This window comes from Leyella lascolaii (assembly GCF_900079775.1).
Classification (GTDB): Bacteria; Bacteroidota; Bacteroidia; order Bacteroidales; family Bacteroidaceae; genus Prevotella; species Prevotella lascolaii.
The window spans coordinates 104,857-119,593 of the sequence record NZ_LT556051.1; the positions used below are offsets into that span (position 1 = coordinate 104,857).

13 protein-coding genes are annotated in these 14,737 nt (G+C 51.3%); 9 read left to right on the forward strand and 4 right to left on the reverse strand.

Going from position 1 to position 14,737, the window contains the following annotated elements:
- Positions 1 to 649: 649 nt before the first annotated feature.
- Positions 650 to 2,407 (reverse strand): exo-alpha-sialidase, encoded by a 1,758-nt coding sequence (locus tag BN4609_RS15275; protein WP_068857356.1) that lies wholly within the window; start codon positions 2,405 to 2,407, stop codon positions 650 to 652.
- An 89-nt stretch (positions 2,408 to 2,496) separates the two neighbouring features.
- Here BN4609_RS15275 and BN4609_RS15280 point away from each other — a divergent pair, with 89 nt between their 5' ends.
- From BN4609_RS15280 to BN4609_RS17200, 3 genes are all read left to right on the forward strand, one after another.
- On the forward strand, positions 2,497 to 2,886 hold the full coding sequence (locus BN4609_RS15280) for an ISAon1 family transposase N-terminal region protein (RefSeq protein ID WP_068857374.1): 390 nt from the start codon (positions 2,497 to 2,499) through the stop codon (positions 2,884 to 2,886).
- A complete protein-coding gene (locus tag BN4609_RS15285; RefSeq protein ID WP_068857357.1) occupies positions 2,852 to 3,844 on the forward strand; it encodes an ISAon1 family transposase in 993 nt (330 codons plus the stop codon). The genes BN4609_RS15280 and BN4609_RS15285 overlap by 35 nt, the downstream gene beginning before the upstream one ends.
- Positions 3,845 to 3,883: 39 nt before the next feature.
- Positions 3,884 to 4,066: a transposase gene (locus BN4609_RS17200; protein WP_438501692.1), complete on the forward strand. Its 183-nt coding sequence runs from the start codon at positions 3,884 to 3,886 to the stop codon at positions 4,064 to 4,066.
- Here BN4609_RS17200 and BN4609_RS16685 read toward each other — a convergent pair.
- Positions 3,987 to 4,235 carry a hypothetical protein gene (locus tag BN4609_RS16685; protein ID WP_164071714.1) on the reverse strand — a complete coding sequence of 83 codons (249 nt, stop codon included), beginning with the start codon at positions 4,233 to 4,235 and terminating at the stop codon, positions 3,987 to 3,989. The genes BN4609_RS17200 and BN4609_RS16685 overlap by 80 nt on opposite strands.
- A 1,487-nt stretch (positions 4,236 to 5,722) precedes the next feature.
- Here BN4609_RS16685 and topA point away from each other — a divergent pair.
- From topA to BN4609_RS15320, 6 genes are all read left to right on the forward strand, one after another.
- Positions 5,723 to 8,059 carry a type I DNA topoisomerase gene (topA, locus tag BN4609_RS15295; protein WP_068857359.1) on the forward strand — a complete coding sequence of 779 codons (2,337 nt, stop codon included), beginning with the start codon at positions 5,723 to 5,725 and terminating at the stop codon, positions 8,057 to 8,059.
- Positions 8,056 to 8,586, forward strand: a complete 531-nt coding sequence (locus BN4609_RS15300) for a shikimate kinase (protein ID WP_021992627.1) — start codon at positions 8,056 to 8,058, stop codon at positions 8,584 to 8,586. Before topA ends, BN4609_RS15300 begins: the two co-directional genes overlap by 4 nt.
- 101 nt (positions 8,587 to 8,687) lie before the next feature.
- Positions 8,688 to 10,580: a biosynthetic arginine decarboxylase gene (speA, locus tag BN4609_RS15305; RefSeq protein WP_068857360.1), complete on the forward strand. Its 1,893-nt coding sequence runs from the start codon at positions 8,688 to 8,690 to the stop codon at positions 10,578 to 10,580.
- 111 nt (positions 10,581 to 10,691) lie between these two features.
- Complete coding sequence (argB, locus tag BN4609_RS15310) at positions 10,692 to 11,465, forward strand: acetylglutamate kinase (protein ID WP_068857361.1); 774 nt, start codon at positions 10,692 to 10,694, stop codon at positions 11,463 to 11,465.
- Between the two features lie 376 nt (positions 11,466 to 11,841).
- A complete protein-coding gene (locus tag BN4609_RS15315) occupies positions 11,842 to 12,354 on the forward strand; it encodes a GFO_1088 family ECF-type sigma factor (protein WP_068857362.1) in 513 nt (170 codons plus the stop codon).
- Positions 12,344 to 12,823 (forward strand): PG0215 family putative anti-sigma factor, encoded by a 480-nt coding sequence (locus BN4609_RS15320; RefSeq protein WP_021992623.1) that lies wholly within the window; start codon positions 12,344 to 12,346, stop codon positions 12,821 to 12,823. The genes BN4609_RS15315 and BN4609_RS15320 overlap by 11 nt, the downstream gene beginning before the upstream one ends.
- A gap of 168 nt (positions 12,824 to 12,991) precedes the next feature.
- Here BN4609_RS15320 and BN4609_RS15325 read toward each other — a convergent pair whose 3' ends face one another.
- Positions 12,992 to 13,780: a CPBP family intramembrane glutamic endopeptidase gene (locus BN4609_RS15325; protein WP_021992622.1), complete on the reverse strand. Its 789-nt coding sequence runs from the start codon at positions 13,778 to 13,780 to the stop codon at positions 12,992 to 12,994.
- Positions 13,777 to 14,721 (reverse strand): bifunctional riboflavin kinase/FAD synthetase, encoded by a 945-nt coding sequence (locus BN4609_RS15330; RefSeq protein WP_068857363.1) that lies wholly within the window; start codon positions 14,719 to 14,721, stop codon positions 13,777 to 13,779. Before BN4609_RS15330 ends, BN4609_RS15325 begins: the two co-directional genes overlap by 4 nt.
- Positions 14,722 to 14,737: the final 16 nt, after the last annotated feature.

Here is a 14,737-nt window from a genome sequence, read left to right on the forward strand (position 1 = left end):
ATTGCCGGGGCTGCCGGAGCAAGGATGTGTGCCGGACGTGCGGCTTGGTGTGAGCGCGGGTGTAGTGTGGTGACTGATGCACGACGGGGTGATGTGTGCAAGGAGGGGCGCAGAGCATTATTGTGTGTGTTTCCTATGTTTTTCATGCGTTGCGAGTAGGTATGTAGTACGATGAAATGGGCGTTTTTTGAAGTAAGACAGGCTGTATTCGGCAATATGAAAGCATGTTTTCATTGCCCTTGCTTGCGTTGTTTCACACATGACATGACGTTGTATTATACGTGTACTATCCAAAGTAGAGACGCAAAATCTTGCGTCTCACAAGCAACGAGACGCAATAAAATGAGGTGGGGATATGCATGTCATTGCCGCGCTTTTTGCTCGGGAGACGCAAGGAGGAGCAATAAACGGAGGTGAGGATATGACTGCCGTTACTGCGTTTTTTGCTCGGGAGACGCAAGATTTTGCGTCTCTACAAGGCTGGCGCCATCATTGTTTTAATGTAAAACAAGCCATTTCATCGTGTGTGTGACCTGATGGCTGATGCCGGACAAGTATGTGCCGGACAGGGCGTATATGCATGTAAAAGCCACGGCATGTGGTGAGTGCCGTGGCTATTCTATAATAACTGTTTTGCGGACAGGATTTCTCAGAATGCCGTTTTCCTGCTGACGCTCCTGCCGTCGGAGAGGGTAAGCCTTATGACGGCGATTCCCTTGTGTGCTATTCTCGTGCTGAAGCGCGTGCCGGGATTCTCCTTTCTTGCCACTATCCTGCCGTCGGCGGAGCACACGGTCATCTCTCTCACAGCCTTGGAACTGCTTATGTAGAGCGTGCCGCCGCTCACCCGCATGTCCACACCGTCGCCATCCTGCGCGGTGGTCTTGTCTATGCCGTCGGTCACGGTGCCTCCTGCCAGACGGAACTCCATGTATGTCCACGACGCGTTGCGCTGCGCGTCGGGTATGCGTTCGGTGGTGGTGGCATCCTCGCCCACGTTCTCTATCTCCACCGTAGCCGCCATGCGCTGCCCTACAGGAGGCTCGCTCTTGCCCAGCGCGCTCCATGGTATGGCAGCCTCCACGGTGTATGACTGCTCTCCGGACGTCACTTTCATGTTTATCATGGATGCGTCTGTCTCATTCCAGCTGCCGTCCTCGCCGTGCCACGCCCTGCACACGGCGTCGCGGCGGAACGAGAAACAGTACATGCCTTCCTGCGGTGAGGTTGACGATACGTTGTCTGCGTCTATCATGAGCCTCACGTTGTCCGTCGTGCCTCTCCTGCTTACGAATGTCGGGTCTGCCGTCCGCGCTATGAAGTAGAGCGAGTCCTCGTCGTAGGCGAAGTCTGCCAGAGTCTGCGTGCCGGTCTGTGTGCCGAGCATTATCTGCGACGGGTCGCTCCTCGTGTAGCCCTCGCCCTCTGTCGCCACACCGTCGACGACGGGCTTGCCACAGGCAGCCTGCAACAGGCGTACGGGATAACCTTTAATCATCTCCACCCGTCCGTTGATGCCGCCCACGGCTACCACCACGCCGGTATCTATCACTGCGACCGAGTTCCACAGTGCCTGGTCGGTGAGAGACGTCACAAACGGGTTGGACATTGCCTTGAAGCCGCGCGCCTGTTCGTCGCCCACAGCGGTGAACATGGTGTTGGTGGAGCCGTGGTTATACTTCGACTGCCACGACAGCACCGTCTCTCCCCACGGCAGCACCCTAAGGTAAGGCGCGCCGCCGATGGCAGGAGGACAGAACGACAGGTCGAGCGTGCGGTCGCGGTTCTCGCTGTCGCCCGTCACGCAGAAGCGTTTCCAGTTGCGCTCCAGAGTGCATCTCACCGTGGTGGGGAAGAAGTCGTTGTAGCCCTGCCAGCCGTTGTCCTCTATCGCCACCACTATGGTCTGCCGGTCGTTGAGCAGCACCGGCGAGGGCATGCCGTCCCTGTAGCCCGCGCGGAACGATATGCGGTTGGTGCCGCTCCACGTGAGTCCTCCGTCGTACGAGCGGCACATGGATATCTGCTGTTCGTTGCTGGTGGTGTAGGGACCCTCGTCCGCGAAATAGACCTGTAGCTCGCCGGAGGGCAGCTCGAGCATTGACGGCTCCCAGCATCCGTCGGCAAAGGTGTGCTTGGCGTCGTAGATGAATATCTCGTCGCTCCATGTGACACCGTTGTCGGTGCTGCGCTTGCATCTTATGCCGAACTTGCGGTCTTGCGTGTAAGGCTCCGCCGGTCGCGGGTTGTACGCCACGATTATGGTGCCGTCTGCAAGCTGTATGAGGTCGGGCACGCAGTTGGGCGTGTTGTTTGTGTTTGTCACAATCTTCACCGGACTGCTCCATGTGGCTCCGAGATTGCCGCTGAACGCTATGTTGATGCCGTTGCTCTCGCAAACCGCCATCAGCCGTCCGTCGTGCAGCTGTATGATGGCTCAGTGGAAAAGTACTGGGGATGTTTTTTTTGTTTCATAGTATTTTGTATCTTTGCATTATGAACATGCTTGAACAATTAGCCCGTATAGTTCTTCCCAAAGAAATACTGGACAATTTCGATATCGTCAAGATAGAAACAGATGAGTCTGATATTGACTCAATGAGTATGACCATCTATCTAGACGAGCGTATGAATGCTTATCTCCAAAAATCTGAGGACTACGAATCCAAAGGTTTTATGGATGCTGTACGCATAACTGATTTTCCGATTCGTGACCATAAAGTGATTCTTGTACTTCGTCGTCGTAGATGGAAAAACAAAGAAACAGGAGAAACATTTGTCGACCGTATTAGTGTTACCGAATCAGGAACCCGCTACTCGAAAGAGTTTGCGGCTTTTTTAAAAGAGACGTATGGACATATCCCCGACGACCTGCCGTACGCTTGAGCTATATTACCATGTAAACTCCAATACGTTGGATAAACAATACAAGGATGTCTTGAGTGACTATCGTACCTGGTCAGAACTAGAACATGCCGATGAATGGCTTGTCTTTCCTGACAACGTAGGTCGTAATTTGGCAATAGACGAGACCTCTATGTCTAACGGTGAATTGCGCACAATCGTCACCAACAGGGACAGACACGGAAAAGATCAATGTCTGGTTGCAATTGTCAAGGGTGTTAAGTCAGAGGACGTTATCAATGCCTTGAAGCATATACCGGAAGTACTTCTGAATATCGTTGAGGAGGTTACATTAGATTTGTCAGACTCCATGAGAAAGATTGTTCGCACATGCTTTCCAAAAGCAATGAGAGTAATTGATAGATTTCACATACAGAAGCTTGCTTGCGATGCTGTGCAGGAAATGCGCATTAAGCATCGTTGGGATGCTATACAAGAGGCCAATGACGACATGGAGAATGCAAAACTTGAAGGACGCGAATATGTGCCTTATCGATATGAGAACGGAGATACGAAAAAGGAATTGCTAGCAAGGAGTAGATATCTTCTTTTCAAATCAGGAGAGAAATGGACACTATCACAAAGCAAGAGAGCAGAGATTCTATTTAGAGAATATCCAGATTTGAAGACAGCTTATGGACTCTCGCATTCTTTGAGAATGATTTTCTCAAAAAATACAGTTAAGGATGCCGCAAGACTTTCTATGGCTAAATGGTACAACAAAGTGGAAGAAGCTGGCTTCCGTTCTTTCAATGTTATTGCTGCAACATTCTATGAACATTACGATGATATTCTTAACTTTTATAAAAATAGATCATCTAATGCTGCAGCTGAATCCTTTAATGCGAAAATCAAAGCCTTCAGAGCATCACTAAGGGGTATCGTTGATGAAAAGTTCTTTCTGTATCGACTTGCAAAGATTTATGCTTATCCCCACTAAATTTCCACTGACCCNGCTGGCTTCCGTTCTTTCAATGTTATTGCTGCAACATTCTATGAACATTACGATGATATTCTTAACTTTTATAAAAATAGATCATCTAATGCTGCAGCTGAATCCTTTAATGCGAAAATCAAAGCCTTCAGAGCATCACTAAGGGGTATCGTTGATGAAAAGTTCTTTCTGTATCGACTTGCAAAGATTTATGCTTATCCCCACTAAATTTCCACTGACCCTGTATGATGCGTGAGTATCCGCCCGAACGGAAAACGGTCTTGCGTGTGGACTGGTCCCAGAATATGCGCGACCCGCTGTATGGAGCCACGTTGTCTGCCACTGCGGATAAGGTGGATGAAAGAATGAAAAAGACGATAAGTAACAGTTTTTGCATTGTGTACGGTTGTTTATGAGTTATGTATTAAGTTGCGGTGTGAGTGCGGCTGTCATGCCCATAGGGCTTGCCGGTGGTGGTAATCGCTTCGGTGGGGTGCGGTATATAATCCGTCGGGTGACGGGATATATATGATAAAATAACGGAAAAATGTCATTTATATTTTGTCATTTGGCGTTTTTTATATCAAATCAATGCTGGCGTCAGCCCAGTAGAGACGCAAAATCTTGCGTCTCCCGAGGAAAAAACGCAACAACGGCAGGCATATCCTTATCCCAATTCATTGCGCCTCGTTGCTTGTGAGACGCAAGATTTTGCGTCTCTACTTTTTGCATGCAGAGATATAAAACGAACATATCCATCATGCCATATCAATGGCGTCAGCCCTGTAGAGACGCAAAATTTTGCGTCTCCCGAGGGAAAAACGCAGCAACGGCAGGTATATACCCATCCCAATTCATTGCACATCCTTGCTTGTGAGACGCAAGATTTTGCGTCTCTACTTTGGATTGTACACGTATAATACAACATTATGTCATGTGTGAAACGACGCAGGCTATGGCAATGAAAACCTGTTTTCAGGCAGCCGGGCGCAATCCGTTTTATGCATAAAAATACAAAAACGGAAGTAAAAAATCTTGACAGTTGAAAATCGTGAAACAGAAAACGGAATGTCTGATATAGGCGTCATGAAATGCGGAAAAATGCCATTCACGACACCACAGAAACTGTTTTTCGGGGTAGAGTGAGGAGTATTACGCTTCTAAAAAGCAGTTTTCGCACTGCGGAAAAGCCTTTGTCAGGTCACGGAAAAGCCTGTATGGCGTCGCGGAAAAGCCTTTTCGGACATGCGGAACGGGCTTTCCGGTGATGTGGAAAAGGATGTCCAGACTTGTCGTTTTGTATAACCTGTTAATTACCAATGTCTTATAATAACTCCCGAAAACTCGCGTATTTGCCTTCAAATGCGCCCTTGCTTGGCAGGAGAGCGTTCTCGCGGAGTTGACACCCGGTGCATATGCATTTGTTCGCACGATTGTGTATAAATATGCAAAACGTTTTTCCGCGGGTCCGTCATCGGAGGGCGCGTCGCCCGGTCGCACTTTTACATCAGCTGTTTATCTGTCTTCCGATGGGTCGGCGTCATATTCTTTCACGCTTTCTTACGGTGTGGCTTGCCGCATCCCCGAAGAAAACACAGACCGGTGTGCCCCGCGTCCGCATGACATTCGGATGGAGTAAAAGGCGCGATGCGGTCGAGACGCTTTCCTGCAAACGTGTGGCTGCGACGGAGCCGGTGGGGCGCGGGAGTGTGGCATGTGGTGTGTTGATAAATGATGTTGGTATCTCGGGAATGGTAAAATATTTAAAATTAAATGTAATAAAATTAAAATCTGTAAAAATGAGCTATTTTTTTAGGCATATAAAAAGGTATAAGAGAAAGTTCTGTCTAATTTTGCACCATATATAAAGTGTAAAGCCAAGATATGCAAGAGAATTTAGTCATTGTGGAGAGCCCGGCAAAGGCGAAGACGATAGAGAAGTTTCTGGGTTCGGATTATAAGGTGATGTCATCCTACGGACACATCCGCGACCTGAAGAAGAAGGAACTGAGCATCGACGACAAGACGCTTACGCCCGACTACGTGATACCTAAGGACAAGCAGGAGATTGTCAGGAAACTGAGAGAAAACGCCTTGGCGGCAGGCAAGGTGTGGCTCGCTTCCGATGAAGACCGTGAGGGAGAAGCCATCTCGTGGCACCTTTGTGAGGTGCTCGGACTGGACAGGGACGAGACCAACCGCATAGTGTTCCATGAGATAACAAAGCCCGCCATACTCGCGGCAATAAAGTCGCCGAGGCGCATAGACATGAATCTGGTGAACGCACAGCAGGCGCGCCGCGTGCTCGACAGGCTCGTCGGCTTCAAGCTCTCGCCCGTGCTGTGGCGCAAGGTGAAGCCCGCGCTTTCGGCAGGACGTGTGCAGAGCGTCGCCGTGAGGCTGATTGTGGAGCGCGAGCGTGAGATACACAGGTTCAAGAGCGAGCCTTACTATCGCGTCAACGCCATATTCGCCACTACCAATGCCGACGGTTCGGCGTCGGAGGTAAAGGCAGAGCTGGACAAGCGGTTCGCCACACGCGACGAGGCGTTGGCATTTCTCGAGATATGCAAAAAGGCGGAGTTCAAGGTGGAGTCGGTGGCAAAGAAGCCCCTCAAGCGCGCTCCAGCCGCTCCGTTCACCACATCGACGCTTCAGCAGGAGGCTGCCAGAAAGCTCGGATTCTCTGTGTCGCAGACCATGATGGTGGCACAGCGGCTTTACGAAAACGGATATATCACATACATGCGTACCGACAGTGTGAACCTCTCGGCACTGTGCATAAACGCCGCGAAGGAGGAGATAACGCGGCAGTATGGCGGGGAATACAGCAAGCCGAGGCAGTATCACGTGCACTCAAAAGGCGCGCAGGAGGCTCATGAGGCCATCCGCCCCACATATATGAACAACACTACGGTGGACGGGACAATGCAGGAACGCAGGCTGTATGACCTTATATGGAAGCGCACGGCGGCTTGCCAGATGGCTGACGCGCTCATAGAGAAGACCACAGCGACGATAAGTGTGGGCGGAACGGAGGAGAAGTTCGTGGCAAACGGAGAGGTTGTGAAGTTCGACGGATTCCTTAAAGTGTACCGCGAATCGGCTGACGACGATGACAACCGTCAGGAAGAGGGACAGCACACCCTGCCGGAACTGACGGAGGGAAGCGTGCTCACACGGCGCGAGATAACCTCCACGGAGCGTTATTCGCAGGGTCCGGCGCGATACACTGAGGCGAGCCTCGTACACAAACTGGAGGAACTGGGCATCGGACGCCCGTCCACATATGCCCCCACAATAAGCACCATACAGCAGCGCGACTATGTGGTGAAGGGCGACAAGAAGGGTGAGGAACGCCCATACACGGTGGACACGCTGCGCGGACTCGTCGTAAACACAACGCGCAAGACCGAGATGGCGGGCAACGACAAGGGCAAGCTGCTGCCCACCGACATAGGAATGGTGGTCAACGACTTCCTTATGGACAACTTCCCCGTGATAATGGACTACAACTTCACGGCTAAAGTGGAGCAGGAGTTCGACCGCATTGCCGAGGGCAAGGTGATGTGGACGGATGTGATGCACCGCTTCGACAAGGAGTTCGAGCCTACGGTGGAGAAGGTGATGAACGCACGCAGCGAGCACAAGGCGGGCGAGAGACAGATAGGGACTGACCCGAAAACGGGGCATCCGGTGTTCGTAAAGATAGGCAGATACGGTCCTGTGATACAGATAGGACAGGCGGCTGACTCGGAGAAACCGCTCTTCGCGCAGCTCCCCGCCGACAAGAGCATGGAGACAATAACGCTCGAGGAGGCTCTCGAACTGTTCAGACTGCCGCGCGAGGTGGGAGAGTATGAGGGCTCGCCCGTGGTTATCGGAAGCGGCAGATTCGGTCCTTACGTCATGCACAACAGGAAATATGTGTCGCTGCCGAAGGATGAGAATCCGCTCACTGTCACGCTCGAGACAGCCGTCAGACTGATAGAGGAGAAGAGAAAGCAGGAGGAGCAGAGGCACATCAAGTCGTTTGAGGAGGACGGCAACCTCGAGCTGCGCAACGGGAAATATGGTCCGTACATATCATACAACGGCAACAACTACCGCATTCCGAAGGAACTGCACCCCAAGGCTGCCGAACTTACGTATGAGAAATGTATGGAGATAGTGAACGCAACACCGGAGAAGAAGAAGCCGGCAACACGACGCAGGAAATGAGCAGACCCGTTATATTCCTGGGATACATGGGTGCCGGCAAGACCACTGTGGGAAAAGCGTTCGCGCAGGACACAGGGAAAAGGTTCTACGACCTTGACTGGTACATCGAGACACGCATGCACCGCACCGTCAGACAAATATTTGACGAGTCGGGAGAGGAGGGATTCCGCCGCATAGAGCGCAACATGCTGCATGAGGTGGCGGAGTTTGAGAACGTGGTGGTGAGCTGCGGCGGTGGCACGCCATGCTTCTTCGACAACATCGGATATATGAACAGCCGCGCGGAGACAGTGTATCTCAAAGCCACGCCGGAGGTGCTCTTCGAACATCTGAAGATGGGACGCACCGTCAGACCGCTGCTCCTCGGCAAGTCGCCGGAGGAGGTTAGGGTGTTCGTGAGAGAACAGCTCGAAAAGCGAGAGCCGTTCTACAATCAGGCAAGGCATACGTTCGACGTGAGCCTGCTCGACAGCTTTGACAAGATAAAAAGCACCGTCGCAAGCCTTCGTGAGATGCTTGGCATGTGACATGAGGGCTGGTGACGGCATGCCGGAAATGACTGCCGGAACATAACAGACAATATTAATGATATAATCCTAAAGCCGAATTACGAAAAAAAACGACAGCAATGAAGAAATGGACAATTGAAGACGCGAAGGAGTTGTACAACATCAACGGATGGGGTACGTCTTATTTTGGCATCAACGAAAAGGGTGATGTTTACGTCACACCGTGCAAGGACGACACGCAGATTGACCTGCGTGATGTGATGGACGAGCTTGCATTGCGCGACGTGACGACACCTGTGTTGCTGCGTTTTCCCGACATCCTGGACAACAGAATCGAGAAAACGGCGAACTGCTTCAATATTGCCGCAAAGGAATATGACTACAAAGGAGAGAACTTTATCATCTATCCGATAAAGGTGAACCAGATGCAGCCCGTGGTGGAGGAGATAATCTCGCACGGAAGAAAGTTCAACCTGGGACTCGAGGCGGGCTCGAAGCCTGAGCTGCATGCCGTCATCGCGCTGCAGTGTCAGTGCGACTCGCTCATCATATGCAACGGATACAAGGACCAGAACTACATAGAGCTGGCTCTGCTGGCGCAGAAGATGGGCAAGAGAATTTTCATTGTCGTCGAGAAACTCAACGAACTCGAGATCATTGCCAAGGCGGCGCGGAAGTTCAATGTCAAGCCTAACCTCGGCATAAGGATAAAACTCGCCTCGAGCGGATCGGGCAAATGGGAGGACAGCGGAGGTGACGCGAGCAAGTTCGGACTCACGTCGAGCGAGCTGCTCAAGGCTCTCACGATTCTCGACGAGAAGAACCTGCACGACTCGCTGAGGCTCATACACTTCCACATAGGCAGTCAGATAACCAAGATAAGGCACATTCAGACGGCTCTGCGCGAGGCTGCCCAGTTCTATGTGCAGCTGCATAAGATGGGCTACAACGTCGACTTCGTGGACTGCGGAGGCGGTCTCGGGGTGGACTATGACGGCACACGGTCGCCCAGCAGCGAGAGTTCGGTCAATTATTCCATTCAGGAATATGTCAACGACTGTATATATACGTTTGTCGATGCGGCAAACAAGAACGGCATAGACCATCCCAACATCATCACCGAAAGCGGTCGGTCGCTCACCGCGCACCACTCGGTGCTCGTCATAGACGTACTCGAGACGGCGTCGCTTCCGGAAATGTCGGATGACTTCGAACCGGGAGAGAAGGACCATCAGCTTGTGAAGGACCTGTACGAAATATGGGACAACCTCAATCCCCGTACCATGCTTGAGGACTGGCACGATGCCGAACAGATACGCGAGGAGGCTCTCGACCTCTTCTCGCACGGCATTGTCGACCTGAGAACACGTGCCGAGATAGAGAGCATGTACTGGAGTGTGTGCCGTGAGGTGAACAATATCTCAAAGTCGCTCAAGCATATGCCGGAGGAGCTTAAGCGTCTTGACAAGATTCTTGCGGACAAGTATTTCTGCAACTTCTCGCTCTTCCAGTCGCTGCCTGACTCTTGGGCGATAGACCAGCTGTTCCCCATCATGCCTATACAGAGGCTCGACGAGCGTCCTACACGCAACGCCACGCTGCAGGACATCACGTGCGACTCTGACGGAAAGATTGCCAACTTCGTGACCAACCGCAGCATATCTAACGTGCTCCCGGTGCATGTGCTGAAGAAAAACGAGGGCTATTATCTCGGGGTTTTCCTCATCGGAGCCTATCAGGAGATACTCGGCGACCTGCACAATCTCTTCGGTGACACTAACGCGGTGCACATCAGCGTGAACGACAAAGGCTATCACATCGACCAGATATTCGACGGAGAGACCGTGGAGGAGGTGCTCGACTATGTTCAGTACAATCCCAAGAAACTGGTGAGGCAGCTTGAGACGTGGGTGACGAAGAGCGTGAAGCAGGGCAGAATATCGCTCGAGGAGGGAAAGGAGTTCCTTTCCAACTACCGCTCGGGGCTTTACGGATATACTTATCTTGAGTGAAACGCTTGGTGTGTGTCGTGTGCAGGTGGGTTCATACCGTCTTGCACACGGCGCTTCACCCGACAGCCCGTATGCATGCCGGGTGTTTCTATTATAATATAATAAGGTGTTATGAAGAATATTACGATAGTTAAGGTTGGCGGAGCCGTTGTCGAGGACGAGGCGAGACTTGAGGCTCTGCTCGACGATTTCGCCGCACTGGAGGGACCGAAGATGCTCGTTCACGGCGGTGGAAGGCGCGCCACGAAGGTCGCGGAGGCTCTTGGAGTGGATAGCCGTATGGTGAACGGACGCCGCGTCACGGGCAAGGACATGCTTGATGTGGTGACAATGGTCTACGGAGGGCTTATCAACAAGGACATCGTGGCGCGTCTTCAGGCGCGCGGTGTCAATGCGGCGGGACTTTCGGGAGCCGATATGGATGTGATAAGATCGGTGCGCAGACCTGTTACAGACGGTGTCGATTTCGGGTTCGTAGGTGATGTCCGTCATGTCGGGGGCGACCGTCTGAAGATGCTTTTAGACGCCGGCATTACGCCTGTTCTTGCCCCGCTTACCCACGACGGGCACGGAAGCATGCTCAATACCAATGCTGACACGATAGCCTCTTCGGCTGCCACGGCTCTCGTCGACTATTATGATGTGACGCTGGTGTTCTGTTTCGAGAAAAAGGGAGTGCTGCGCAATCCTGACGATGACGACAGTGTGATAGGACGGATAACACGTGAGGATTACGCGAGATATGTCGCCGACGGAACCATATCAGGCGGTATGATGCCTAAAATCGAGAATGCGCTCAACGCTGTAGATGCCGGAGTGAAGCAGGTAGTGATAACTCTTGCAACGGAAATAGGCAGGCATTCCGGCACTGTTATAAGCAAATGACATGCCCGCGCACCGCCTGCTTACGGGCAGCCGGTCGTTTCCTGTATGTCCGCCATACGTTTCCTTCAATTTGCCTATGCACCTTCTGCAATATCTTTATGTGTTCTCTTTAATATAATAATATGTATTATTTAATATAATAGTGTGTCCACTCTAATTTGATTGTATGTATTCTTTAATATGATTATGTGTCACCTTTGATGTGACTGCACGTCTCTTTTAAGACGGAAAAGCCTTTTCCGCTGTCCGCTTGTGTCGAGCCAGGCGTGTGGAACGGATGCTTTCACAGAATAGAAGCTTTAATGTTAAAAAGAGTGAATTACTCCTCGGGTCTGTAACTTTTCATTCCAGCAAACGTCATTTAAACAGATATCAGATGAGAAATATCAGTTTCCGCAACGATGTCCTGCCGCTAAAAGACATTCTTTATCGGCTTGCACTGCGCATAACGACGAACCCTGAAGAGGCGAAAGACATCGTTCAGGATACGCTGATTAAGCTCTGGAACCGGCGGGAGAGCCTTGGTGAAATTGAGTCGATAGAAGGATTCAGTCTTACTATTTGCCGTAATATGGCACTGGACAGGGTCAGACTCCTTAAAGGAAAGAGCAATCCGCTCGACAGCGGGTACGCCGAGAAGGCTGACAACGCCTCGGATCCGCTGGAGAAAGCTACTCTCAAGGACCGCATCTCGATAGTAAGGCAGTTGCTCGACAGTCTGCCTGAGAAGCAGAAAAGCTGTATGCAGCTGCGCGATTTCGAGGGAAAGTCATACAAGGAAATAGCCGCTGTGATGGGAATAAGCGAAGAACAGGTAAAGATAAACATCTTCCGTGCCCGTCAGACGGTGAAAAAGAAAATTAAAGAATACGACAGTTATGGACTATAAATACATCAGTCAGCTTCTGGAACGTTATTGGGCGGGTGAGACATCGCTTGAGGAAGAGCAGATACTCCGTGCCTTTTTCAGCCAGACAAATGTGCCTGACGAGCTGAAACAATACCGTTGTCTGTTCCTTTATGAGCAGACAGAGCCTGCCGCCGACGTGCTCGGTGAGGACTTTGACGAGCAAATCATGTCCGTCATATCGCGTCCGCAGCCAGTCAAGGCACGCATGCTCACAATGGGACAGAGGTTCGCTCCGCTGTTCAAGGCGGCAGCTGTGGTGGCGATAATCCTTACGTTGAGCAATGCCGCACAGTCGTCTTTCCGTGACGACGATTATACAAATGTCACGAGTTTCGAGCGTCCTGTGCAGGGCGTTTCGGTGGCGTTGAATGATTCGGCACGCACCGACACACTCAAACGGTCGGGTTTAAGCAACGTGAAATACGACGCTCCGGTGCTCTTAAAGTAGAATTTTTCTATGCTTTCTATATAATCATGTTTAGTAAAACAAAAAAGATGAAACTGTGAAGTTTCAAGTTCTCTCAAATTTTTCATAACATACTAACGTTGAAAACCGCCGGTACATGAACTTATGTACCGGCGGTTCTTTATTTGGTATGGGCTTTTCCGTGCGATGTCAGGGTTTCTTCATGCCGATACGGAGAGTAAGCTGGTAAAGCGACGGTATGAGAACGCATAGCGCGCAAGCCATGAATATGGCAATCTTATGGGTGTCTCCTCCGCACAGCTCGCTTATTGTCATGTTGTATGTGCCTGGCATCAGCGTCGTCATAACGAATACTACAGTGTTGTTTGTCCAGTGGAATGCGATGCCGGGAAGCACGCTTCCTGTGCGGTAATACATCCATCCGAGCAGCAATCCTGTGATTGTCGCGTTAAGACCTTGCGCCGCGTTGCCGTGCACTATTCCGAAAAGGACAGCCGATATGAATATCGCAATCCAGTGCATGCGCCTGTCAAATATCTTCAGCAGGCTTCGCAGTATGGCTCCTCTGAACACTATCTCTTCCGCAACCGGTGCTATTATGCCTATCGTGATGTATCCGAGGTCGTGGTTTATCATGTTGGCGTACATCTGTACCTGCTCGTTGCTTATGCGCAGATTTAGTGTCTCAAGAACGAACGACGCCACTGGCATCATTCCGATTGCCGTTGTCACTGTCCAGAAAAAGACACTCCACTGCCGCGTGTTGAAGTAGTCGCGCGACAGGACTGCCCATCGTCTCCATACGAACAAGGCTATGGTGATTGCGCTTGAAGCCAGTGAGCTTAGCACAAGTGCCGTAGCGTTGGCAGCCAGATTGTCCACTATCAGTCCCGCGCACTGCATCACGGCGAACTGTATTATTACGAACGCCACGAAGCACAAGGCAGCCTGCATGGTCTGTTCAATATTTGTCTTCATTCCTCTTTATCCTTGCTGAATTGTTGTTCCACCAGTTTTCTGTCCATGCGCAGCTGTTCCCGGAGCTGTGCAAGGCTGTCGAACTTCTGCTCCCCGCGTATTCTGTGGATGAAAGAAACGAGCATCAGCTTGCCGTAGATGTTGTCGCTGAAGTTGAAAATGTTGGTTTCCAGCGACACGTCCATGCCTCCGAATGTCGGTCTTGTGCCGATGTTCATCATCGCCGGGCGCATTGCCATGCTCTGCTCTATGCGTGCCGTGACGGCATAGGCACCTTTTGCAGGTATCATCTGGCATACGGTGGCAGGGTCGATGTTGGCTGTTGGGAATCCCAGCTTGCGCCCTTCCTGGAAACCTTTTCTCACTGTTCCCGATATGGTGTAAGGATATCCGAGGCACTTTTCAGCCATTTCCACCTCACCGTCCTGTAGGAATCTCCTGATGACAGACGAGCTTACGTTGTATCCGTAGAGCGTGAAGGCGTTGGCATGAATCACTTCCATTCCCGCCTCTTTGCCGTATCTGACATAATCGGCGAATCCTTCCGCCCGTCCATGTCCGAACCGGTTGTCATAGCCGATGATGAGTTTGCGCACGTTGAGTCTCTCTTTCAGTATGCGGGTGATGAATTCTTCCGCGCTCAAAGAAGCCATTTCCATGTCGAAATGCAGCACCACGGCGTTGTCGATGCCTGTCTTTGACAGCATGAGCAGTTTAGAGTCAGGTGTGGACAGCAGCTGCGGGATGTAGTCGCTCTGCAGCACCTGCCTCGGATGGCGGTCGAAGGTGATGACTGTCGATTCCATTCCTGTAGCCTTAGCCTCGTCGGTCACCTGCCTGATGAGGTACTGGTGACCCCGGTGCACACCGTCGAAGAAGCCGATGGTTGCCACGCATGGCTGCATGGGCTGCATGTCCTTTCCCAGATGTATTGTCTTCATTTCAGTATGTTTGCGC

What these genes read in the sequence shown, in the direction of transcription:
- BN4609_RS15275 (WP_068857356.1), bottom strand. Translation starts at nt 2,407, where the DNA reads ATGGCGGTTTGCGAGAGCAACGGCATCAACATAGCGTTCAGCGGCAAT.
- BN4609_RS15280 (WP_068857374.1), top strand. Translation starts at nt 2,497, where the DNA reads ATGAACATGCTTGAACAATTAGCCCGTATAGTTCTTCCCAAAGAAATA.
- BN4609_RS15285 (WP_068857357.1), top strand. Translation starts at nt 2,852, where the DNA reads ATGGACATATCCCCGACGACCTGCCGTACGCTTGAGCTATATTACCAT.
- BN4609_RS16685 (WP_164071714.1), bottom strand. Translation starts at nt 4,235, where the DNA reads ATGCAAAAACTGTTACTTATCGTCTTTTTCATTCTTTCATCCACCTTA.
- topA (WP_068857359.1), top strand. Translation starts at nt 5,723, where the DNA reads ATGCAAGAGAATTTAGTCATTGTGGAGAGCCCGGCAAAGGCGAAGACG.
- BN4609_RS15300 (WP_021992627.1), top strand. Translation starts at nt 8,056, where the DNA reads ATGAGCAGACCCGTTATATTCCTGGGATACATGGGTGCCGGCAAGACC.
- speA (WP_068857360.1), top strand. Translation starts at nt 8,688, where the DNA reads ATGAAGAAATGGACAATTGAAGACGCGAAGGAGTTGTACAACATCAAC.
- argB (WP_068857361.1), top strand. Translation starts at nt 10,692, where the DNA reads ATGAAGAATATTACGATAGTTAAGGTTGGCGGAGCCGTTGTCGAGGAC.
- BN4609_RS15315 (WP_068857362.1), top strand. Translation starts at nt 11,842, where the DNA reads ATGAGAAATATCAGTTTCCGCAACGATGTCCTGCCGCTAAAAGACATT.
- BN4609_RS15320 (WP_021992623.1), top strand. Translation starts at nt 12,344, where the DNA reads ATGGACTATAAATACATCAGTCAGCTTCTGGAACGTTATTGGGCGGGT.
- BN4609_RS15325 (WP_021992622.1), bottom strand. Translation starts at nt 13,780, where the DNA reads ATGAAGACAAATATTGAACAGACCATGCAGGCTGCCTTGTGCTTCGTG.
- BN4609_RS15330 (WP_068857363.1), bottom strand. Translation starts at nt 14,721, where the DNA reads ATGAAGACAATACATCTGGGAAAGGACATGCAGCCCATGCAGCCATGC.